22 protein-coding genes are annotated in these 21,646 nt (G+C 73.3%); 16 read left to right on the top strand and 6 right to left on the bottom strand.

The genetic code is table 11. From position 1 onward, the window contains the following. Positions 1-2 precede the first annotated feature (2 nt). Positions 3-887, top strand: a complete 885-nt coding sequence (locus OGL89_RS02000; RefSeq protein ID WP_263118171.1) for an LLM class flavin-dependent oxidoreductase — start codon at positions 3-5, stop codon at positions 885-887. On the opposite strand, the gene galE is transcribed toward OGL89_RS02000, so the two are convergent. Continuing rightward, a complete protein-coding gene (gene galE / locus OGL89_RS01995; protein ID WP_263118170.1) occupies positions 875-1,834 on the bottom strand; it encodes a UDP-glucose 4-epimerase GalE in 960 nt (319 codons plus the stop codon). The two genes, OGL89_RS02000 and galE, sit on opposite strands and share 13 nt — an antisense overlap. A 178-nt stretch (positions 1,835-2,012) precedes the next feature. Between galE and OGL89_RS01990 the strand changes: the two genes are divergently transcribed. From OGL89_RS01990 to OGL89_RS01965, 6 genes are read left to right on the top strand one after another with little or no spacing between them, the layout of a single operon-like run. Then, a complete protein-coding gene (locus tag OGL89_RS01990) occupies positions 2,013-3,113 on the top strand; it encodes a polyprenyl synthetase family protein (RefSeq protein ID WP_263118169.1) in 1,101 nt (366 codons plus the stop codon). Next, positions 3,110-3,997, top strand: a complete 888-nt coding sequence (locus tag OGL89_RS01985) for a phytoene/squalene synthase family protein (RefSeq protein WP_263118168.1) — start codon at positions 3,110-3,112, stop codon at positions 3,995-3,997. The genes OGL89_RS01990 and OGL89_RS01985 overlap by 4 nt, the downstream gene beginning before the upstream one ends. After that, the gene (gene crtI, locus OGL89_RS01980; RefSeq protein ID WP_263118167.1) at positions 3,994-5,583 is read left to right on the top strand and encodes a phytoene desaturase family protein; all 1,590 of its coding nucleotides are present in this window, start codon (positions 3,994-3,996) and stop codon (positions 5,581-5,583) included. The genes OGL89_RS01985 and crtI overlap by 4 nt, the downstream gene beginning before the upstream one ends. Continuing rightward, on the top strand, positions 5,574-5,897 hold the full coding sequence (locus OGL89_RS01975; RefSeq protein ID WP_263118166.1) for a lycopene cyclase domain-containing protein: 324 nt from the start codon (positions 5,574-5,576) through the stop codon (positions 5,895-5,897). Before crtI ends, OGL89_RS01975 begins: the two co-directional genes overlap by 10 nt. Beyond that, positions 5,894-6,184 (top strand): lycopene cyclase domain-containing protein, encoded by a 291-nt coding sequence (locus OGL89_RS01970; protein ID WP_263118165.1) that lies wholly within the window; start codon positions 5,894-5,896, stop codon positions 6,182-6,184. Before OGL89_RS01975 ends, OGL89_RS01970 begins: the two co-directional genes overlap by 4 nt. Next, positions 6,181-7,038: a prenyltransferase gene (locus OGL89_RS01965; RefSeq protein ID WP_263118164.1), complete on the top strand. Its 858-nt coding sequence runs from the start codon at positions 6,181-6,183 to the stop codon at positions 7,036-7,038. The genes OGL89_RS01970 and OGL89_RS01965 overlap by 4 nt, the downstream gene beginning before the upstream one ends. A gap of 40 nt (positions 7,039-7,078) precedes the next feature. On the opposite strand, the gene OGL89_RS01960 is transcribed toward OGL89_RS01965, so the two are convergent. Next, positions 7,079-7,834, bottom strand: a complete 756-nt coding sequence (locus OGL89_RS01960) for a 5'/3'-nucleotidase SurE (protein WP_263118163.1) — start codon at positions 7,832-7,834, stop codon at positions 7,079-7,081. Continuing rightward, positions 7,824-8,813, bottom strand: coding sequence for a PfkB family carbohydrate kinase (locus OGL89_RS01955; protein ID WP_263118162.1), 990 nt, complete (start codon positions 8,811-8,813; stop codon positions 7,824-7,826). Before OGL89_RS01955 ends, OGL89_RS01960 begins: the two co-directional genes overlap by 11 nt. Before the next feature lie 127 nt (positions 8,814-8,940). Here OGL89_RS01955 and OGL89_RS01950 point away from each other — a divergent pair, with 127 nt between their 5' ends. The 5 genes from OGL89_RS01950 (at position 8,941) to OGL89_RS01930 (ending at position 13,337) form a co-directional block, all read left to right on the top strand. Then, positions 8,941-10,578 carry a mechanosensitive ion channel domain-containing protein gene (locus OGL89_RS01950; protein ID WP_263118161.1) on the top strand — a complete coding sequence of 546 codons (1,638 nt, stop codon included), beginning with the start codon at positions 8,941-8,943 and terminating at the stop codon, positions 10,576-10,578. Between the two features lie 169 nt (positions 10,579-10,747). Further along, positions 10,748-11,035 carry a Fe-S cluster assembly protein HesB gene (locus OGL89_RS01945; RefSeq protein ID WP_263118160.1) on the top strand — a complete coding sequence of 96 codons (288 nt, stop codon included), beginning with the start codon at positions 10,748-10,750 and terminating at the stop codon, positions 11,033-11,035. Between the two features lie 137 nt (positions 11,036-11,172). Next, a complete protein-coding gene (gene lysS / locus OGL89_RS01940) occupies positions 11,173-12,654 on the top strand; it encodes a lysine--tRNA ligase (protein WP_263118233.1) in 1,482 nt (493 codons plus the stop codon). 22 nt (positions 12,655-12,676) lie between these two features. Further along, positions 12,677-12,859 carry a hypothetical protein gene (locus tag OGL89_RS01935; protein ID WP_263118159.1) on the top strand — a complete coding sequence of 61 codons (183 nt, stop codon included), beginning with the start codon at positions 12,677-12,679 and terminating at the stop codon, positions 12,857-12,859. 142 nt (positions 12,860-13,001) lie between these two features. Further along, positions 13,002-13,337, top strand: a complete 336-nt coding sequence (locus tag OGL89_RS01930) for an Lsr2 family protein (RefSeq protein ID WP_263118158.1) — start codon at positions 13,002-13,004, stop codon at positions 13,335-13,337. Positions 13,338-13,398: 61 nt separating this feature from the next. Here OGL89_RS01930 and xylB read toward each other — a convergent pair whose 3' ends face one another. Then, positions 13,399-14,796, bottom strand: a complete 1,398-nt coding sequence (gene xylB / locus OGL89_RS01925; RefSeq protein ID WP_263118157.1) for a xylulokinase — start codon at positions 14,794-14,796, stop codon at positions 13,399-13,401. Positions 14,797-14,869: 73 nt separating this feature from the next. Beyond that, positions 14,870-16,057 carry a xylose isomerase gene (xylA, locus tag OGL89_RS01920; RefSeq protein ID WP_263118156.1) on the bottom strand — a complete coding sequence of 396 codons (1,188 nt, stop codon included), beginning with the start codon at positions 16,055-16,057 and terminating at the stop codon, positions 14,870-14,872. A gap of 75 nt (positions 16,058-16,132) precedes the next feature. Here xylA and OGL89_RS01915 point away from each other — a divergent pair, with 75 nt between their 5' ends. Genes OGL89_RS01915 through mshA form a run of 4 tightly spaced genes read left to right on the top strand, consistent with a single transcriptional unit; the run spans position 16,133 to position 21,050 of the window. Further along, positions 16,133-17,350 (top strand): ROK family protein, encoded by a 1,218-nt coding sequence (locus OGL89_RS01915; protein ID WP_263118155.1) that lies wholly within the window; start codon positions 16,133-16,135, stop codon positions 17,348-17,350. 10 nt (positions 17,351-17,360) lie between these two features. Beyond that, complete coding sequence (locus OGL89_RS01910; protein ID WP_263118154.1) at positions 17,361-18,401, top strand: lactonase family protein; 1,041 nt, start codon at positions 17,361-17,363, stop codon at positions 18,399-18,401. Next, a complete protein-coding gene (locus tag OGL89_RS01905; RefSeq protein WP_263118153.1) occupies positions 18,398-19,768 on the top strand; it encodes a sugar porter family MFS transporter in 1,371 nt (456 codons plus the stop codon). The genes OGL89_RS01910 and OGL89_RS01905 overlap by 4 nt, the downstream gene beginning before the upstream one ends. 49 nt (positions 19,769-19,817) lie before the next feature. Further along, positions 19,818-21,050 (top strand): D-inositol-3-phosphate glycosyltransferase, encoded by a 1,233-nt coding sequence (mshA, locus tag OGL89_RS01900; protein WP_263118232.1) that lies wholly within the window; start codon positions 19,818-19,820, stop codon positions 21,048-21,050. Positions 21,051-21,130: 80 nt separating this feature from the next. Here the strand turns inward: mshA and OGL89_RS01895 are convergent, their stop codons facing one another. Further along, positions 21,131-21,571 (bottom strand): nitroreductase family deazaflavin-dependent oxidoreductase, encoded by a 441-nt coding sequence (locus OGL89_RS01895; protein WP_263118152.1) that lies wholly within the window; start codon positions 21,569-21,571, stop codon positions 21,131-21,133. Between the last annotated feature and the right edge of the window lie 75 nt (positions 21,572-21,646).

Genomic DNA, 21,646 nt, shown 5'->3' with positions numbered 1-21,646 from the left:
CCATGAGCACCCGCACCCGCCTCGGCGTCGTCATCCTCCCTCAGCGTCGCTGGACCGAGTCCCGGTCGCAGTGGCTGCGGGCGGAGGAGTACGGCTTCGACCACGCGTGGACCTACGACCATCTGGCCTGGCGGTCGCTGGCCGACGAGCCGTGGTTCGCCACCGTGCCGCTGCTGGCCGCCGCGGCCGCGGTCACCGAGCGGATCCAGCTCGGCACCTGGGTCGCGTCGCCGAACTTCCGGCACCCGGTGCCGTTCGCGAAGGACGTGATGGGCCTGGACGACATCGCGGGCGGCCGGTTCCTGCTCGGGCTGGGTGCGGGCGGGGAGGGCTTCGACGCCTCGGTGACCGGACCCGCGCCGAGCCGGGGTGAGCGCACCCGGCGGTTCGAGGAGTTCGTGCCGCTGCTGGACCGGCTGCTCACCCAGCCGGTGACCGACCACGAGGGCGAGTTCTACACCGCGCACCAGGCCCGGATGATCCCGGGGACCCTGGCCACGCCCCGGACCCCGTTCATCGTGGCCGCCAACGGCCCGCGGGCGATGACCCTGGCCGCGCGGTACGGGCAGGGCTGGGCCACCTACGGTCCGACGTTCGCGCCCGGTGAGGACGGTGACCAGGAGTCCTGGTGGACGGGCCTGGCGGCGATGGTCGAGCGGATGCGTGAGATCGCCGAGCCGATCGGCCCGGTCCCGCCGATGTACCTGAACCTGGACGGCGCACCGCGCTACTCCCTGGAGTCCGCCGACCTGCTGGTCGAGGGCGTCGAGCGCGCCGCCGCGCTCGGGTTCGGCGACGTGGTGGTGCACTGGCCGCGCGAATCCGGGATCTACGCCGGCTCCGAGGACGTGATGGCGGAGGGGCTGTCCCGGCTTCAGCGCGCCTGACGGGCCTGCCAGGCGCTGGACACCATCTCGGTCAGGCTGTGCCGCATCCGCCAGTCCAGGTCGCGGGCGGCCGCCTCGCCGGAGGCGACGATCCGTGCCGGGTCACCGGCTCGACGCGGGGCGACCTCCGGCTCGAAGTCGATCCCGGTGCCCGCCGCCATCGCGGTCATGATCTCCCGCACCGAGACGCCGTCGCCGGAGCCCAGGTTGTAGACCCGGCGCAGCTCGCGGCCCTCGGTCAGTGCCCGGGCGGCGGCCACGTGGGACGTCGCCAGGTCGGCGACGTGCACGTAGTCGCGCACGCAGGTGCCGTCCGGGGTGGAGTAGTCGTCGCCGTTGATCCGGGGGGTGCGTCCCTCGGCGAGGGCGTCCAGCACCAACGGGAACAGGTTGTGCGGGCTGGTGTCGGCCAGCTCGGGGGTGCCGGAGCCGACCACGTTGAAGTAGCGCAGCGAGGTGTGGTGCAGCTCGGTCGCCGCGGCCTGGTCCCGCAGCAGCCACTCGCCGATCAGCTTGGACTCGCCGTAGGGCGACTCGGGAGCGGTGGGGGTGTCCTCGGTGACCAGGTCGACGTCGGGGGTGCCGTACACCGCCGCGGAGGAGGAGAACACGATCCGGGTCACGTCGGCCTCGGCCATGGCCGCCAGCAGGTGGGCGGTGCCGGTGACGTTCTGCTCGTAGGTGTGCAGTGGGCGCTGGACGCTCACCCCGGCGTACTTGAACCCCGCCAGGTGCACCACGCCGGTGACCCGGTGGCCGCGGAGGGTGTCGGCGACCAGGGCGGTGTCCAGGACGGAGCCGCGGACCAGGGGGACGCCCGCCGGAACGAACTCCTCGTGGCCGGAGGAGAGATCGTCCAGCACCACGGTCGGGATCCCCACCTCCTGGAACGCCCGCACCACGTGCGATCCGATGTACCCGGCTCCACCCGTCACCATCCACGTCATGACGTCAGCCTAGCGCAGTGATGGTGTTTTGTGTTCGAACCCGGTGGTTTATGTCCGGTTAACGATTCCGCTCGTGCGGCGGGCGATCCTGAGAGAGAGTGCGGGGAGCCCGGCCGAACTGGCGGGACCCCCGATGCTCAGTAGGCTGAGGATCAGCCGGATTTGCAGGAGGCCGCCCATGTACCGCATCGACACGCCCCCGGTCGGTCTGCGGATGACGACGGACGCCGCGGAGCTCGACCTCCGCGTCGACGGCGCGCTGGACCTGGTGCGGACCGAGCTCACCGACCAGGTCGCCCGTCGTCGCGCCCGGGCCCGGGACCTCGCACCGGTGCACGCCGCCCTCTGGCGCTCGCTCGGCGACCAGATCGGCGGTCGGCTGATGCGGCCCCGGCTGACCCTCGCCGCCTACCTCGGACTCGGCGGGACGGACCCGCACGCGGCCGCTCCGGTCGCCGCCGCCCAGGAGCTGCTGCACACGGCGATGCTGGTGCACGACGACCTGCTCGACCACGACGAGACCCGGCGCGGACGGCCGAACGTGACCGGCACGGCCCGGCACCGACTGACCGGTGCGGGGATCACCGGGCGGGCCGCGGACGACCAGGTGCTGGCGGTCGGGGTGCTCGGCGGCGATGTGGCGCTGGCCGCCGCCTTCGGGCTGGTCGCCTCCGCGCCGGTGCCGCCGGAGATCGCGCTGCGGGTGCTGCGGACCATGACCGACTCGGTGGACACCACCGTCGCGGGCGAGCTGCTGGACGTGACCGGTGCGCTCTCCGGCCCCGCCGAGGTCGACGCACTCCGGGTCGCCGAGCTCAAGACCGCGGTCTACTCCTGCTGCACCCCGCTGACCGTGGGGGCGCTGCTGGCCGGTGCGGACGACGTCGTCCTGGGGGTCCTGGACCGGTACGGCACCGCCTTCGGGGTGGCATTCCAGCTGCTCGACGACGAGCTGGGCGTCTTCGGCGATCCGGCGGTGACCGGCAAGTCGGCTCTCAGCGACCTGCGGGAGGGCAAGCGCACCGAGCTGCTCCGGCTGGCCTGCCTGCGGGCCGACGCCACGGGGCGACGGGTGCTGGACCGGCATCTGGGCCGAGCGGACCTGGACGAGGCCGGCGCCGCGGAGCTGCGCACGGTGATCCGGGACTGCGGTGCGCTGGACCAGGCACGCGCGGTCCGCGCCGCGGCCGTCGACCGGGCCCGGGCCGCCGTGGGGTCCGGGGTGCCGGAGGAGCTGGCCGGCTACCTGACCGGTCTGACCCGGATGCTGACCGCGTGAGCGAGGAGTCCGCCCGCGCGCACGCCCTGGCGCTGTACCACCGCACGGCCGCCCGGACCTGTCACGACGTGCTCGCCGGGTACTCCACCTCCTTCGGGCTCGGCACCCGGGTGCTGCCGCCGCGGCAGCGCCGGGACATCGAGGCGGTCTACGCCCTGGTCCGGGTCGCCGACGAGGTGGTCGACACCCGTGGTGGTGCCGATGCCGCCGAGGCCCTGGACGAGCTGGAACGGCAGGTGGCACGCGCGTCGGTGACCGGCTGGTCGACGAACCTGGTGGTGCACGCCTTCGCCCGGACCGCCCGCCGGGTCGGGATCGACGCCGAGCTGGTCGACCCGTTCTTCGCCTCGATGCGCGCCGACCTCACCGTGACGGTGCACGACGAGGAGTCGTACCGGCGCTACATCTACGGCTCGGCCGAGGTGGTCGGTCTGATGTGCCTGGCCGTGTTCCTCAACGCCGACCGGCGGCCGGGTGACCCGGTGCGCCGGGCCGATCCGGCGACGGTGGCGGGGGCACGGGCGCTGGGCGCGGCGTTCCAGAAGGTGAACTTCCTGCGGGACCTGGCGGCCGACACCGGCGAGCTCGGCCGGCGCTACTTCCCCGGGGTCGGCGACAACGGACCCGACGACCGGCAGTACGTGGCGATCCTGGCCGAGATCGGGGCGGATGTGGACCGGGCGCGCCAGGCGCTGCCCGCCCTCCCACCGCGACCCCGCGCCGCGGTCGCGGTGACCCTGGGGCTGTATGACCGACTGCTGACCCAGCTGGCGGCGTTGCCGCCGGAACGGGTGCTGGAACGCCGGGTGCGGGTCAGCACCCCGCGCAAACTGATCGTGCTCGGCCGCACCCTGGCCGGCGAACTGCGGGGAGGTGTCCGGTGAGCGGGCGGGTGATCGTGGTCGGCGGCGGGATCGGCGGGTTGGCCACGGCCGCTCTGCTGGCCCGCGGTGGTGCCGAGGTGACGCTGCTGGAGCGGCACGACCGGGTGGGTGGCCGGGCCGGGACCCTGGAGCTGGACGGGTTCCGGTTCGACACCGGACCGTCCTGGTACTTCATGCCCGAGGTCTTCGACCACTTCTTCTCGCTGTTCGGCGAGCGGACGGCCGATCACCTCGACCTGGTGCGTCTGGACCCCGCGTACCGGCTGTTCCCCGAGGGGCGGCCGCCGGTGGAGCTGCCCGCCGACCCGGAGGAGGTCTGGGCGCTCTTCGAGTCGCTCGAGCCGGGCGCCGGGGCGAAGGTGCGCGCGTACGCGGCCGAGTCCTCGGAGGCCTACCGGACGGCGCTGGACCACTTCCTGTACACCACCTTCGCCCGGCCCGACCGCGCGGTCTCCGGCGAGGTGCTGCGCCGATCGGGCACCCTGGCCACCCTGCTCACCCAGACCTTGGCGCAGAAGATCGCGCACACCACCGACCACCCGGTGATCCGGCAGATGCTCGGCTACCACGCGGTGTTCCTGGGCAGTTCGCCGTACCGGGTGCCCGCGCTGTACTCGCTGATGAGCCACCTGGACCTGACCGACGGGGTGCTCTACCCGCGTGGCGGGATGTACCGGCTGGTCGAGGCGATCGAGCGGATCGCCCGCGCCCAGGGGGTCGAGATCCGCACCGGCGCCGACGTGGTGGGCATCGACGTCGACCCGGCGGCCCGCTCGCTGCGGCACCCCCGGCGCACCGGTGTCGCCCGTGGGGTGCGGCTGGCCTCGGGCGAGGTGCTGACCGCCGACCTGGTGGTCTCCGGTGCGGACGTCTTCCACACCGAGACCGAGCTGCTGCCCGCCGAGCACCGCAGCCGCCCGGAGCCGTGGTGGGACGGCCGCGGCCCTGGCATCTCCGCGCTGCTGATCATGGCCGGGGTGCGCGGGCCGCTGCCCGAGCTGGCGCACCACTCGTTGTTCTTCACCGAGGACTGGCCGGGCAACTTCGACGCCATCCTCGGCGACCGGCCGCGGGTGCCGGAACCGGCCTCGCTGTACGTCTCCCGGGTCACCGCCACCGACCCGACCGCCGCGCCGCCCGGACACGAGAACTTGTTCGTGCTGGTGCCGTTCCCGGCGGACCCGACGCTGACCGACCTGGACGGCCACGCCGACCGGTTCCTGGACCAGATCGGCGACTGGGCCGGGATCGAGGGCCTGCGGTCCCGGGTGGTGACCCGCAGCGTGGTCGGACCCGCCGACTTCGCCCGGGACTTCTCCGCCTGGCGCGGGACGGCACTCGGGATGGAACACACCCTGGCGCAGAGCGCGATGTTCCGGCCCGGCAACCTGTCGGCCACGGTCCCCAACCTGCTCTACACCGGGGCCGGCACCATTCCCGGCGTCGGACTGCCGATGTGCCTGATCAGCGCCGAACTCATCGCCAAGCGGATGCTCGGCGAGACCTCGGCGACCCCGCTGCCGACGCCGCTGCGACCCGGATACCTGGACGCCGCCCGCCCGCGGGGTGCGTGGTCGTGGACCTGACCGGTCTGGCCTACCTGGGTGCGCTGGCCCTGTCGCTGGCCGGGCTCGCGATCATCGACCGCCGGTGGAGGCTCGCGTTCTGGCACGCCCCGCGCCGGGCCGCGCTCTGCCTGGTGATCGGGGTGGTGGGCTTCCTGCTCTGGGACGTCGCCGGGCTGCTGCTCGGGATCTTCACCCGGGGCGAGAGCCCGCACATGACCGGTCTGCTGCTGGCGCCGGACCTCCCGGTGGAGGAGGCGGTCTTCCTCACCCTGCTCTGCTACGTCGCCCTGCTCGCCTGGCGCGGACTCGAGACCTGGCGGGCCGCGCGATGACCAACATCCTGATGAACGTCCTGGTCCTGGTGGTGCTGGCCGCGGTGTGCTGGCGGGTGCTGCGCCGCCTGCATCCCGGACCGCTGGTCGGAGCCACCGCGATCCTGTGCCTGCTCACGATGGTCTTCGACACCCTGATGATCGCCGCGGACCTGTACGTCTTCGACCCGGACAAGATCCTGGGCGTCTACCTCTGGGGGGCTCCGCTGGAGGACTTCGCCTACGCCGTCGCCGCCTGCCTGGCGATGCCCACGCTCTGGACCCTGCTGGAGGCCCGCGACCGATGAAGGACGTGCTGGCAGCTTCCCGCCCGTTCAGCTGGATCAACACCGCGTACCCGTTCGCCGCGGGCTATCTGATGGCCACCGGCGGGCGGATCGACGCCGCGCTGATCATCGGCACCCTGTTCTTCCTCATCCCGTACAACCTGTTGATGTACGGCGTGAACGACGTCTTCGACTACGCCTCCGATCTGGCCAACCCGCGCAAGGGCGGCATCGAGGGCGCGCTGGCCGACCGCCGGTCGCACCCGCGGATCCTGTGGTCGGCCGGACTGAGCACCCTGCCGTTCGTGATCGCCCTGCTGGCGCTGGGGTCGGTCGCGGCCGGGCTGGTGCTCGCCCTGGTGGTCTTCCTGGTCATCGCGTACTCCGCCCCGGTGCTCCGGTTCAAGGAGCGGCCGGTGCTGGACTCGGCCACCTCCGCGATGCACTTCGTCGGGCCGCTGCTCTACGCGCTGGTCCTCGCCGGTACCGCGCTGACCGCCCGGACCACCTGGCCGGTGCTGGTGGCCTTCGTGCTGTGGGGGATGAGCTCGCACGCCTTCGGCGCGGTGCAGGACGTCCGCGCCGACCGGGCCGGGGGCATCGGATCGGTGGCCACCGTGCTCGGCGCGCACCGCACGGTCGTCGCGTCCACCGTCGGCTACCTGCTGGCCGCCGGGGTGCTCGTGGCGCTGCCGTGGCCCGGGCTGCTGGCCGCGACGCTGCCGCTGGCCTACGCGGTCAGCACCGCCCGGTTCTGGCGGGTCACCGACGACGACTGCGAGCGCGCCAACGCGGGCTGGCGCACCTTCCTGTGGCTCAACCTGGTGGTCGGCTTCGCGGTCACCATGCTGCTGATCGCGATCGCCCTGCGCTGAACCCTGCGCTGCCCCTCACGCTCCGCTTCCCACCCCGGGCTCAGCCGAGCGGCCCGGACAGCTCCGGCAGGTGCGCGTCCGCGTCGAAGGCCGGGGCGTGCAGCAGGGTCACGGTCGCCCAGCCGCGGGCCAGCAGGCCGGCGTCGGTGTCCGGCTCCTGGGTCGCCGAGTTCTCCTGGTAGGTCAGCATGAGGTTGCCGTGCTCGACCTCCCGGATCCGGGCCTGCACCGCACCGAAGGAGGCCAGTGGCGCCTTGCGCAGACCGCGCACCCGCTCCGGCGGGAGGTCGGGCACGTTGAGGTTCACCACGTGGTCGGGCAGGCGCTCGCGTTCCAGCAGCCAGCGCAGCACGTGCTCGGTGTAGAGCTCGGCGGTGGCCCAGTGCTGCGGCCGGGCGTCGGCGAGGGAGACCGCCAGACCGCGGATGCCGTGCGTGTTGGCGGACAGCGCCGCACCGACGGTGCCGGAGTGCAGCACCGCGTGCCCGGTGTTCGCGCCGCGGTTCACCCCGGAGAGCACGAAGTCCGGCTTGGGGCCGAAGCCGCCGTGCGCGGCCACGAACGCGATCATGGCGGGGGCGGCGCGGACCGCGAAGGACGGCACCCCCTCCGGCAGGCCGGGGGCGTCGTGCCGGTCGACCACCAGCCGGCCGTCCTGCTCGGCGCCCAGCAGGGAGGCCGCCGCGCCCGAGGAGTCCCGGGCGGGGGCCGCCACCATCACCTCGGCGCCGACCGCCAGCCCGACCCGGGCCAGCACCGCCAGCCCCTCGGCCTCGATCCCGTCGTCATTCGTCACCAGTACTCGCACCGGAGTCCCTTCCGTCGTCGACCTCGTGCACGCTGATCTGCTCGGCGAAGCGTTCGATCTGCTCCCGGTGGCCGGTGCCCAGGCCACGACGGGTGACGTTCAGCGCCCCCGCCGCCGCGCCGAGCCGGGCGGCCTCCGCGATCCCGAGCCCGCGGCCCACCGCCACCGCCATCCCGGCGGTCATCGAGTCGCCGGCCCCGCGGTGGTCCACGGTGGTGACCGAGGGGGCCACCACCTCCCGGACGTGCGCGGCGGTGACCAGCAGGCCGGGGTCCGCCGCCCGGGAGACCATCACCGCGCCGACCCCCCGGCCGTCGCCCCGTGGCTGGATCAGCCGCCGGGCGCCGTCGGTGAGCGCCGGCACCGAGTCGTCCTCCGCCAGCTTGGCCTCGACCAGCTCGGTGTGCGACATCTTGAGCACGTCGACCCCGGCGTTGACCGCCTCCCGGGCGGCGTCGCCGGACAGGTCCGCCACCGTCTTGATCCCGGCCGCGCGCAGGTCGCCCACCAGCCGCCCGAAGAACGACCCCGGCAGCACCGTGGCCGGGAACGCCCCGGTGATCACGCAGACGTCGGCGTCCAGGGCCTCCACCAGGGCGGTGCCGTAGAGATCGTCGATCTCGTGCCGGTCCAGCCGGGACGGGGGCATGAAGGCCAGCTCGTGGCGCTCACCCCCGCGGCGGTCGTGCAGGTAGGCGCCGTTGGAGCCCGCGGTGCCGATCGACCGGACCCGCAGGTTCTCCTTCTCCGCCAGGTGGGCCAGGACAGTGCCGGTCTCCCCGCCGAACGGGCCGCAGAGCACCACGTCGGCGCCGAGGGAGTAGGCCATCCGGGCCACCCACAGCCCCTGCCCGCCGGGATGCACGTGCAGTTCGGTGTCGTGGTCCTGGGAACCGGACTCGATGGTGAGGGTGAGGATCGGCGTGGGGGCGACCACGCAGACCCGCGGGGAACGACTGACGGCCATCTGGCACCTACCTCGGTGGTCGCGGGAGGCCCATCGTGGCGTGCGGTGCGGTGAGCCGCATGTGGGGATGCCGCGAAGGTCCTCGTCAGCGGTGGAGCCGGCCGGTCGCCCGTGCTCGGATGGGGCGGTGACTGAAGACGCTAACGACGCCGGACAGGTGCTGGTCCCGCTGCTCGCGGTGGCCGGTGCCATCGTCCTCGCCCTGCTCGCCGCCTGGCTGGTCAAGCTGCTGGTGCGGACCCTGGCCAAGAAGTCCGTGATCGCCGGTGACCTGGCCCGTCGTGCCCGGCACCCCCTGCGTGCGGTGCTGGTGGTGATCGCGGTCTGGATCGCGCTGCGGGTGGCGGTCCCGGCCGCGACCTGGCGCGACTCCGAGTGGCTGAGTGCGGTCCAGCACGTGCTGCTGATCGCCCTGATCGGCACCGGGACCTGGCTGATCGGATCGCTCGCCTTCGTGATCGAGGACGCCGCGCTGAGCCGGTACCGGGTGGACGTCCGGGACAACCGGCACGCTCGCCGGGTGCGGACCCAGATCCAGCTGCTGCGCCGGATCACCGTCGCCCTGCTGGTGGTGGTCGCGGTCGCCGCGGTGCTGCTGACCTTCCCCGGGGTGAGCGCCTTCGGCGCCAGCCTGCTGGCCTCGGCCGGTGTGCTGTCGATCGTCGCCGGCCTCGCGGCGCAGAGCTCGCTGGCGAACGTGTTCGCCGGGCTGCAGCTGGCCTTCACCGATGCGATCCGGGTGGACGATGTGGTGATCGTCGAGTCCGAGTGGGGCCGGATCGAGGAGATCACGCTCACCTACGTGGTGGTGCACGTGTGGGACGACCGGCGGCTGATCCTGCCGTCGACGTACTTCACCCAGACCCCGTTCGAGAACTGGACCCGCCGGGCCGCGGAGCTGCTCGGCACCGTGGAGCTGGACGTCGACTGGCAGGTCCCGGTGGACGGCATGCGCGGCGAGCTGAACCGGTTGCTGGCCGAGACGGACCTGTGGGACCACCGGGTCGGCATCCTGCAGGTCACCGACGCGGTGGGCGGCGTGGTGCGGTTGCGTGCCCTGGCCTCCGCGGTGGACGCCCCCACCCTGTTCGACCTGCGCTGCTACCTGCGGGAGGGGCTGGTCGCGTGGCTGCAGTCGAACGCCCCCGAGGGGCTGCCGCGCACCCGGCTGGAGACGATGGTGCGGTCGGCGACCCCGTCGGTCGCCCCCGAGCCGCACCCGGTCACCGCGGGGATGGCGCAGGACGCACGGCTGTTCACCGGCAGTGTCGAGGCGGAGGAGCGCTCGCGGTCGTTCGCCGGGCCGGGCCAGGACGTGATCGACCAGCGCGAGGAGCATGCGGCGGAGGTGGCGGAGCGGTCCGCGGAGCAGCCGGCGGTCCCGGAGGACGAGGAGCCGGCCCCGACCGCTCCGGCGCCGGCCGAGCCGCGCCGCACGGTGAGCTCGGGCGGGACGCCGTCGTTCACCGACACCGACCGACTGGTGCTGCCGGGGCCCGGGGCGGAACGGACAGAGCCGCCTGCCGACGGCTCCGTCCCGACCGGGGCGACCGCCACGATCTCGGTGCCGAAGAAGCCCTGGGATGAATCATCGCCGTCCGACGCCCGGCCGGATCCGTCCGACGACGGCACCGCCGTCCTCCCGGCCATCACCGACGTGACCGGTCCCCTGCCTGCTGACCAGGGAGAAAACCCTTCGCCGGAACCGCCGCGCCGCCGGTCGATCCGGTCGAACCCGGTCGATCCGGAGCGCCCCGGGCGCTGAGCGTGCCGCATCCCGGCGGGGCTGTCGACCGGGCGACGCTGCGTGGACGGCCCGGGTCTTGCCCAGCGGACGCCGGCTTGCACAGACGGCGGCGCCCGCCGGACGGTGGAGGGGTCAACAGGTCGACCCTCCCCAGGGACGACCCGCACCGGCAACGGAAGGAGCACTCGTGCTCACTGTGACCGAGAACGCCAGCACCGCCGTCCGTGACCTGAGCGAGCGCGCGGGCCTCCCCGGCTCGGGTGGTCTGCGGATCGCGGAGTCCGAGCAGCAGGCGGGCAGCTTCGAGCTCGCCCTGGTCCCGGAGGCCGCTCCCGGCGACGACGTGATCGACGCCGACGGGGCCACCGTGTTCGTGTCCTCCGCGACCTCACCGGCGCTGTCCGACCTCCAGCTCGACGCGGACCCGACCGTCGCCGGCGGTCCGGGCTTCACGCTCACCCCGCAGCAGGTCTGACCCACCGCCGCTCCGGCCCGGCCCGGTATCCGCTCTCCGGATGCCGGGCCGGGCGTCTGTCCGGCACCGGAACGCTCGATAGGATCGCCCGCGTGACCGAGACTCCCGCCCCCGCTGCCCACGACGTTCCCGAGCAGATGCTGGTCCGGCGGTCCAAGCGCGACCGTCTGCTCGCCGAGGGGCAGGAGGCGTACCCGGTCGGCGTCCCGCGGACGCACACCATCGCGCAGGTCCGGGCCGAGCACCCCGACCTGGAGGCGGGTCAGGAGACCGAGGACGTGGTCGGGGTCGCCGGTCGCGTGGTCTTCCTGCGGAACACCGGCAAGCTGTGCTTCGCCACCCTCCAGGACGGGGAGGGCAACCGGTTGCAGGCCATGCTGAGCCTCGCTGGAGTCGGCGAGGAGCGGCTGTCGGCCTTCAAGACCGACATCGATCTGGGCGACCACCTGTTCGTGCACGGCACGGTGATCTCCTCCCGGCGCGGCGAGCTGTCCGTGATGGCCGACGCCTGGCAGCTGGCGGCCAAGTCGCTGCGCCCGCTGCCGAACCTCTACACCAAGGGCGAGGAGGGCGGCCCCGAGCTCTCCGAGGAGGTCCGGGTCCGGCAGCGTTACGTCGACCTGATCGTCCGCCCCGCCGCGCGGGACATGGTCCGGCTGCGCGCGAATGTCGTCCGGTCGTTGCGGGAGAACTTCCACCGCCGGGACTTCGTCGAGGTCGAGACCCCGATGCTGCAGACCCAGGCCGGTGGGGCGGCCGCGCGTCCGTTCGTCACGCACATGAACGCGTTCGACATCGACCTGTATCTGCGGATCGCCCCCGAGCTGTTCCTCAAGGAGGCGGCGGTGGGCGGCCTGGAGCGGGTGTTCGAGATCAACCGCAACTTCCGCAACGAGGGCGCCGATTCCTCGCATTCGCCCGAGTTCGCGATGCTGGAGGCGTACGAGGCCTACGGCACCTACGACACGATGGCCGCGCTGACCCGCAACCTGGTGCAGACCGCGGCCCAGGACGCGCTGGGCACCACGGTCGTCACGCTGCCCGGCGGCGAGGAATACGACCTCGGCGGTGAATGGGCGCAGGTGAGCATGTACCCGGCGGTGTCCGAGGCGCTCGGCGAGGAGATCACCCCCGACACCACGGTCGCGCACCTGCAGTCCTTCGCGGATCGGTTCGAGATCGGGCTGGACCCGAAGAAGACCACGCACGGCAAGCTGGTCGAGAGCCTGTTCGAGCACCTGATCGGCGACCACCTGCACGCCCCGACCTTCGTGCGGGACTTCCCGGTGGAGACCAGCCCGCTGACCCGCGACCACCGCACCGTCCCGGGCGTGGTGGAGAAGTGGGACCTGTACGTGCGAGGGTTCGAGCTGGCCACCGCGTACTCCGAGCTGGTCGACCCGGTCATCCAGCGTCAGCGGTTCGAGGCGCAGGCCCTGCTCGCCGCGGCCGGCGACGAGGAGGCCATGGAGCTGGACGAGGACTTCCTGACCGCCATGGAGTACGCCCTGCCGCCCACGGGTGGCATGGGGATGGGCGTCGACCGGCTGCTGATGGCACTCACCGGCGCCGGCATCCGGGACACGATCCTGTTCCCGCTGGTCAAGCCGCAGATCTGATGTCCGCACGGGAGTCGTCCTCATGAACATGTTGCCCGCACTTGCCGCGATCATCCCGTCGCTCGGCGTCGGGATCATCTTCTGGGTGGCGATCCGTGCGTTGATGAACGCGGACCGCACCGAGCGTGCCGCATTGGCACGGATGGACGCCGAGGAGCGTTCCGTCACGTCGGCCGATGACCCCCCGTCATCGACCGACGAATGACCTTAAACGCCTGAATCGGACCGCTAAAGGCGGTTCGCTTTGACGATCCCCGGTTCGGCGGGCATGATTTTGCGGAAGAGTTCGTCATGCCGCTATTCGCAGAGGCCTGGCGGTCCGCGACGAATGACCCCTGGAGGGCGACATGGCACAGAAGGTTCAGGTTCTGCTGGTCGACGACATCGACGGCGGCACCGCTGAGGAGACGGTCACGTTCGGTCTGGACGGCGTCAGCTACGAGATCGACCTGTCCGAGGCGCACGCCAAGGAGCTGCGCGACGCGTTCGGCTCCTGGGTCGGCCATGCCCGCAAGGTCAGCAGCCGTGGCACCCGTGCGGCGTCCACCGGCGGCTCCGCCCGCCCGCGCCGTTCCAGCGACGCCGGTGACGTGCGCGCCTGGGCGAAGGAGAACGGCTACGACGTCTCCGAGCGCGGCCGGATCTCCGCCGAGATCCGCGAGGCGTACGCCGCCGCGCACTGAACGCCTCACACGAGAACGGCCCGGTCCCCTGGTGGGGGCCGGGCCGTTCTCCGTGCGGGGGTCAGCGGGAGGCCGTGAGCTCCCGGACCGCCGCGTACTGCTCGCGGACCCGCGGCGTCGCGGTGGCGGTGTGGACCTGCGACTCCCCGGCGGCGGACCAGGCCGGGGGAGTGTCCTGACCGCTGAGCACCCAGGCGGCCTGCCGGGCCGCGCCGTCCGCCACGTACTCGCCCGGGGTGGGCACCGTGACGTCCAGGCCGAGCACCGCCGGGGCGATCCGCCGGACCGCCTCGGACTGCGCGCCACCGCCGATCAGGAACACCCGCTCCACCGGCACCCCCAGGTCGCGCAGGGCGTCCAGGCCGTCGGCCAGGGCGCAGAGCATCCCCTCGACCGCGGCCCGAGCCAGGTGGGCGGGGGTGGTGTTGGCCAGGCGCATCCCGTGCAGCGCACCGGTGGCGTCCGGACGGTTCGGGGTGCGCTCGCCCTCGAGGTAGGGCACGTGCACCAGACCGTCCGCCCCGGCCGGCGCGGACAGGGCGAGCGCGGACAGCCCGGCGTGGTCGATGCCCAGGATCCGGGCCGCGGCGTCCAGCACCCGGGAGGCGTTCAGGGTGCAGGCCAGCGGCAGGTAGGCGCCCGAGGCGTCCGCGAAGCCGGTGACCATCCCGCTGCCGTCCGCGGTGGGCCGGGCGGAGACGGCGCTCACCACCCCCGAGGTGCCGATCGAGATCGCCACGTCCCCGGTGGTCAGGCCCAGACCCAGAGCGGCACCCGCGTTGTCGCCGGCGCCCGGTCCGAGCAGTGCGCCGGAGGGAGTGCGGGCGGCGACGGCGTGCGGTCCGGCCACGGTGGGCAGGATCGCGTCGTGCCCGAGGGCCAGCTCCAGCAGGTCCCGGCGGTAGTCCTCGGTGAACGGGGACCAGTAGCCGGTGCCGGAGGCGTCCGAGCGGTCGGTGGCGAGCGTCGACAGGTCGGTGGACCCGGACAGCTTCCAGGTCAGCCAGTCGTGCGGGAGGGCGACCGCGGCGACTCGGGCGGCGTTCTCCGGCTCGTGGTCGCGCAGCCAGCGCAGCTTGGTCACGGTCAGCGAGGCCACCGGCACCGAACCGATCGCCTCGGCCCAGGCCTGCGGGCCGCCCAGCTCCTCGATCAGGTCGAGGGCGCTGGACGCGGAGCGGGTGTCGTTCCAGAGCAGGGCGTCCCGGATCACCTTGCCGTCGGCGTCCAGCACCACCATGCCGTGCTGCTGACCGCCGACGGCGATCGCCTCGACGTCGTCCAGGCCGCCGGCATCGGCGATCGCGGTCTGCAGCGCCTCCCACCAGCGGGCGGGGTCGATCTCGGTGCCGTCCGGGTGGGACGCGCGACCGGTGCGCACCAGGGCGCCGGTGTCGGCGTCACGGATGACGATCTTGCAGGACTGGGTGGAGGAGTCCACCCCGGCGACCAGGGCCATCACGGTTCCTTCGCGGGACGAGGAACGCAGGCCCGGCGCCGATGCGGTGCCGGGCCTGCGTCGGGGGAGGGGGTCAGCGAGCGCCGAGCGCGTGCTCCAGCGCCAGCTGGTTCAGCCGGACGAAGCCGAAGCCCCGCTCCGCGACCGCGTCCACGTCGAAGTCCTCGTAGGCGCTGCGGTCGGCCAGCAGGTCGGCCAGGGTCTCGCCCTCGCCCAGGGTGGGCTGGGCCAGCTCCAGGACGCCGGCGGCCTCCAGGGCCTCCTGGACCTCGGGGTCGGCGCGGAACGCGAGCGCCCGCTCCTTGAGCAGCAGGTAGGTCGACATGTTCGCCTGCGCCGAGTCCCACACGCCGGTGAAGTCCTCGGTGCGGGACGGCTTGTAGTCGAAGTGCCGCGGGCCGTCGTACCGCGGGCCGCCGCCGGGGAAGCCGTTCTCGATCAGGTCGACGGTGGCGAAGGCGCTGAACAGGTCGCCGTGGCCGAACACCAGGTCCTGGTCGTACTTGATCGAGCGCTGGCCGTTCAGGTCGATGTGGAACAGCTTGCCGGCCCAGAGCGCCTCGGCGATGCCGGAGGTGTAGTTCAGGCCCGCCATCTGCTCGTGGCCGGTCTCCGGGTTCAGGCCGACGATGTCGCCGTGCTCCAGCTTCGCGATCAGGCCGAGCGCGTGCCCGATGGTCGGCAGCAGGATGTCGCCGCGGGGCTCGTTCGGCTTCGGCTCGATCGCGATCCGCAGGCCGTAGCCCTTCTCCTTGATGTACGCGGCGACGGTGTCGATGCCCTCGGCGTAACGGTCGTGCGCGGCGTTGAGGTCCTTGGCCGAGTCGTACTCGGCGCCCTCGCGCCCACCCCACATCACGAAGGTGTCGGCGCCGAGCTCGGCGGCCAGGTCCACGTTGCGGATGACCTTGCGCAGGCCGTAGCGGCGCACCCGGCGGTCGTTCGAGGTGAACGCGCCGTCCTTGAAGATCGGGTGGCTGAAGGTGTTGGTGGTGACCATCTCGACGGTGATGCCGGTGTCGGTCAGCGCCTGCTTGAACCGGGCCAGGATGCGGTCGCGCTCGGCGTCGTCGGAGCCGAAGGGCACCACGTCGTCGTCGTGGAAGGTCACGTGGGCGGCGCCGAGCTCGGCCAGCTTGTGCACCGACTCGACCGGGTCGAGCCACGGGCGGCTCGCGCTGCCGAACTGGTCCTGGGCGTTCCAGCCCACGGTCCAGAGACCGAACGAGAACTTGTCTGCGGGGGTCGGCGTGGCCGCCATGGTTCCTCCTCATCGAGAATTCACGATTTGTTGTGCCGCCGAACTTAATGGCCCCGAGCCTGTAGGGTCAAGCGCATGAGAGCCCCCGGCACCCCCGCGCGTCAGGGGACGCTGCGCGAGCACAACCTGCGCCTCGTGCTCGGTCACGTGCTGGACGCGGCCGCGGGCGCGGACCCGGTCCCGCCGTCCCGGGCCGACGTGGCCACCGCGACCGGGCTGACCAGGGGATCGGTGTCCGCCCTGGTGGATCTGCTGATCTCCGCCCGGCTGATCGCCGAGCTGCCGCCGGTGTCCACCGCCCGGGCCGGTCGTCCCGCGGTGCCCCTGGTGCCCGCCGCCGGCACGGTCGCCGGGATCGGCGCCGAGGTGAACGTCGACTACCTGGGCGTGCGCGCGATGGACCTGTCCGGCCGGGTGCTCGGGCACCGGGTGGAGGGCGGCGACTTCCGCGACTCCGACCCGGCGCGGGTGCTGGCCCGGCTGGCCGGACTGATCGGCGACCTGCGCGCCGATCTGCCGGCCGACCTGCGACCGGCCGGGATCTGCGTCGCGCTGCCCGGTCTGGTGGACCGGATCACCGGGCCGCTGCGCCTGGCCCCGAACCTGGGCTGGCGGGACGTGGACGTCGCCGCGCTGCTCACCGGCCGTCCGGCGCTCGACGCCCTGCCGATCCGGCTGGCCAACGAGGCGAACCTGGCGGCGCGCGCCGAGTCCTGGGCCGGGCAGGCGGGCGACTCCTTCCTCTACGTCTCCGGTGAGGTCGGCATCGGTGCGGCCGTCGTGCTCGGCGGCGAGGTCTTCGCCGGACGGCACGGGTGGGCGGGGGAGATCGGCCACACCGCGGTCGAGCCGGAGGGACCGCCGTGCCCCTGCGGCGCCCGGGGCTGCCTGGAGCAGTACGCCGGGAAGGACGCACTGCTGCGCGCGGCCGGGCGACCGCTGTCCGAGAGCGCCGAGGACCTGGTCGCCGTCGCGGCCGCCGGGGACCCCGGCGCCGCCCGCGCGCTGCGCCGGGGTGGCGACGCGCTGGGCACCGCCCTGGCGAACTTCGTGAACCTGGTCGACGTGGAGCGGGTGGTGCTCGGCGGGATCTACGCGCCGCTCGCTCCCTGGTTGACCGATCCGGTGATCGCCCAGCTGCGCACCCGGGTGCTCGCCGCCGCGTGGGAGGACGCCCGGGTCCAGGTCGCCGCCGGCGGCCCGCACGCCGCGCTGACCGGCGCCGCGCTGGCCGTGCTGCGCACCGTGGTCGAGGACCCCGCGGCGTGGGTGCCGGAGTCGACCGCCCCGTAGTCTCCTCCCCGTGACAGAGCAGCGACGTGACCTGTGGATCGGCACCTACCCCGCCGCCGGCGCCGGGACCCCCGTGGGTCTGGGCGAGGGCATCTGGCGGATCGGGCTGGACACTTCCACCGGCATCCTGACCGCCCCCGAGCTGGTCCGGGCCACCCCCGCACCCTCCTTCCTGGCGCTGGACCGGGCCGCCGGCGTGCTCTACGCCGTCGGTGAGGACAGCCGGGGCACGGTGACCGCGTTCCGGGTGACCGAGGACGGCCTGGAGCCGCTGGCCACCGCGGAGACCGGTGGCGCCGACCCGTGCCACCTGCTGGTCGACCCGGAGGGTCGCGTGCTCTACGTCGCCAACTACAGCTCCGGCACCCTGGCCGTGTTCCGGATCGGCCCGGACGGTCTGAACGGCACCGCGCCGGACCAGGTGTTCGGGCACAGCGGCACCGGCCCGGTCGCCGACCGGCAGGAGGGGCCGCACGCGCACTTCGTCGCACTGGCGCCCGGCGGCCGGCACGTCCTGGTCAGCGACCTGGGCACCGACCAGCTCCGGCGCTACCGCCGGGACGCCGACACCGGGCTGCTCGCCGACGACGGGATCGCCGCCACCCTCGCCCCCGGCTCCGGCCCGCGGCACCTGGTGTTCTCCTCCGACGGCCAGATCGCCTACGTCGCCTGCGAGCTGGACGACACCGTCACCGTGCTCGCCTGGGACCGTGACTCGGCCAGCGGCACCATCGTGCAGCACGTCCCCGCGCAGGAGTCCGGCTCCACCGAGGTCGCCTCGCTGCCCTCGCACATCGACCGGGTCGGTGACCGGGTGCTGATCGCCACCCGTGGACCGGACCGGCTCGCCACCTTCGCCGCCGGACCCGATGGCACGCTCGCCCCGGCCGGGCAGGTCGACCTGCCCGGGAGCTGGCCACGGCACTTCGCCCCGCTCGAGGGTCTGGTCGTCCTCGCCGACCAGACCTCGGACACCCTCACGGTCCTGCGCGACGGGGTGGAGACGGCCCGGGTCGCCCTGCCCGCACCGGCCTGCGTGCTCCCGGCATGACCGGCCACGATCCCCGGCGGCGGCTGGGGCAGATCGCGCTGATCGCCACCGCCGGCGGTCTGCTGTTCGGCTACGACACCGGCGTGATCAACGGGGCGCTGGACCCGATGTCCGCCGACCTGGGCCTGAGCGTCTCCGCGGAGGGCGTGGTCACCGCCAGCCTGCTGGTCGGCGCCGCACTCGGCGCGGTCGGGGCCGGCCGGCTGGCCGACGCGCTCGGTCGGCGCCGGACCCTGCTGGTGCTCGGCGTGCTGTTCTTCGCCGCGGCGATCGGGTCGGTGGTGGCACCGAACCTGGTGGTCATGCTGGCGATGCGGTTCCTGCTCGGCCTCGCGGTCGGCGGCGCGTCGGTCACGGTGCCGGTCTACCTGGCCGAGCTGGCGCCCACCGAACGCCGCGGGGCGCTCACCGGCCGGAACGAGATCGCCATCGTGATCGGCCAGCTGGCCGCGTTCACGATCAATGCGGTGATCGGCACGGTCTGGGGCGAGCACGCCGGGGTCTGGCGGGCCATGCTCGCGATCCAGGCGCTGCCCGCGGTCGTGCTGTTCGCCGGGATGCTGCGGATGCCCGAGTCCCCGCGCTGGCTGGTCACCCGGGGACGGGACGAGGAAGCGCTCGCGGTGCTGGGTCAGGTCCGGACCGCCGGGCGGGCCCGCACCGAGCTGGCCGAGATCCGCTCGCTGGTCGACGCCGAGGCGCACGCCGCCCGGGCGAGCTGGGCCGACCTGAGGCTGGGCTGGGTGCGTCGCCTGGTGCTGATCGGGATCGGCGTCGCGGTGATCAACCAGACCGGCGGCATCAACGCCGTCATGTACTACGGCACCCAGCTGCTGCGGCGCACCGGCTTCAGCGGCGACGTCGCCCTGGCCGCCAACGTGCTGAACGGGGTGTTCTCCGTGCTCGGCATGCTGGTGGCGTTGGCGATCATCGACCGCCTGGACCGCCGCACGATCATGATGCTCGGTCTCGGCGGCGTGGTCCTCAGCCACGTGGCGATCGCGCTGTGCTCGGCGCTGATCCCGGACGGCACCGGCCGCTCGGTCGCGGTGACCGTGTTCCTGGTGCTGTTCGTGTTCTTCAACCAGGCGTCGGTCGGCCTGCTGTGCTGGGTGGTGCTGGCCGAGCTGTTCCCCCTGCGCCTGCGCGGGTTCGCCATCGGGCTGTGCGTGTTCTTCAATTGGACCTCGAACGCACTGATCAGCGGGTTCTTCCCGTCCATCGTCGAGGCCGCCGGGATCACCGCCACCTTCGCCGGGTTCGCCGGGATCAACGTGCTGGCCTGGTGCTTCGTGCGGTTCGTCCTGCCGGAGACCCGCAACCGCTCGCTCGAGCAGTTGGAACAGAGTTTCCGCGTCGCGGGTTGAATGATCTCGGTCCGTCGGTCCTGAAGGGAGTCCCACCGTGCACATCGCCATGCTCAGCGTGCACACCTCCCCGTTGGACCAGCCGGGTACCGGCGACGCGGGCGGGATGAACGTCTACATCGCCGAACTGTCCCGGGCACTGGCGCGGCGCGGGGCGACGGTGGAGATCTACACCCGGGCGACCAGCTCCGCGCAGCCGGAGACGGTCCCGCTGGACGGCGACGACGAGCGGGTGCTGGTGCACCACGTGCTGGCGGGTCCCTACGAGGGCCTGGACAAGAACGACCTGCCCGGACAGCTCTGCGCCATGACCGCCGGAGTGCTGCGCTCCGGTGCGCACCGTCCGGCGGGCTGGTTCGACGTGGTGCACGCGCACTACTGGCTGTCCGGCCACGTCGGCTGGCTGGCCGCCGAACGCTGGGACGTGCCGATGGTCGCGACCATGCACACCCTGGCCCGGGTGAAGAACGCCGCCCTGGCCCCGGACGACACCCCCGAGCCCGCCGGCCGGGTGATCGGCGAGGAGCAGGTGGTGGCCGCCGCGGACGCGATGATCGCGAACACCGCGGAGGAGGCGCACGAGCTGGTGCAGCTCTACGACGCCGACCCGGCCGCGGTGCACGTGGTCGCCCCCGGCGTCGACCTGCGCACCTTCACCCCCGCGCGCGACCACGCCGAACGCGCGGCCTGGCGCCGGGAGCGCGGCCTGCCGGAGGACCGGGACGTGCTGCTGTTCGCCGGGCGGGTGCAGCCGCTCAAGGCGCCCGACGTGCTGGTCCGCGCGCTCGGCGTGCTCAAGGCGCAGGGCCGGCCGGTGCCGTTGCTGGTGGTGCTGGGCGGGCCGTCCGGTCGGCCGGGTGCGCTGCGCGACCTGCGGGCCCTGGCCGACGGCTGCGGTGTCGCCGACGAGGTGTGGTTCCGTCCGCCGGTGCCGCGCCCGGAGCTCGCGCGCTGGCTGGGCGCCGCCGACCTGGTCGCGATGCCGAGCCGGAGCGAGTCCTTCGGGCTGGTCGCGGTGGAGGCCCAGGCGGCGGGTACCCCGGTGGTCGCCACCGCGGTCGGCGGCCTGCGCTCGGTGGTCGCGGACGGCGTCTCGGGCCGGCTGGTCCGCGGCCACGATCCCGCCCGCTGGGCGCATGCCATCGCCGACCTGCTGGCCGACCCCGCGGTCCGCACCGAGTGGCGCACCGCGGCCCGCCGCACCGCCGCGGGCTACGGCTGGGACGCCACCGCGGAGCAGGTCCTCAAGGTCTACGCCCTCGCCGCCCAGCGCCGCGGCTGACGCCGAGAAGCCACCTCGCGTCGCCCGGATCGCCCGGCGAGCGACACGTCCTGGCTTCTCGGGCTCGACGGCGTCGCGGGTCAGTCGGCGATCGGCTCGGCGAGCAGGATCGGGATGACCCGGTCGGTCCTGGTCTGGTAGTCGGCGTAGTCGGGGTACGCCTCGACCGCCCGCTCCCACCAGGTCGCGTACTCGTCGCCGGTGATCTCCCGCATCCGGTACGAGGCCTTGTGCGTCGCGTCCTGGACGTCGACCACCGGGTTCGCGATCAGGTTGGAGTACCAGACCGGGTTCTTGGGGGCGCCGCCGAGCGAGGCGACGATCGCGTAGACGCCCTCGTGCTCGACCCGCATCACCGGGATCTTGCGGACCTTCCCGCTGGTGGCGCCGAGCATCGTGACCACCACCACCGGCATGCCGCGCATGGTGGTGCCCTCGGTCCCGCCGGAACGTTCGATCGCCTCCACCTGGTCCCGGGTCCGGGCGTCGCTGCTGGGCTGGTACTCGCCTGTGATTGCCATACCCGGGCGAACACCGATCCGGCCCGGCCTGTTCCGAGGGCCGAACGTCCCCCGACGGTTCCTCCCGGCGTGGGG

This window comes from Cellulomonas sp. RIT-PI-Y (assembly GCF_025642745.1).
Taxonomy (GTDB): domain Bacteria; phylum Actinomycetota; class Actinomycetes; order Actinomycetales; family Cellulomonadaceae; genus Cellulomonas.
This window is presented reverse-complemented; position numbering and strand designations above follow the sequence as displayed.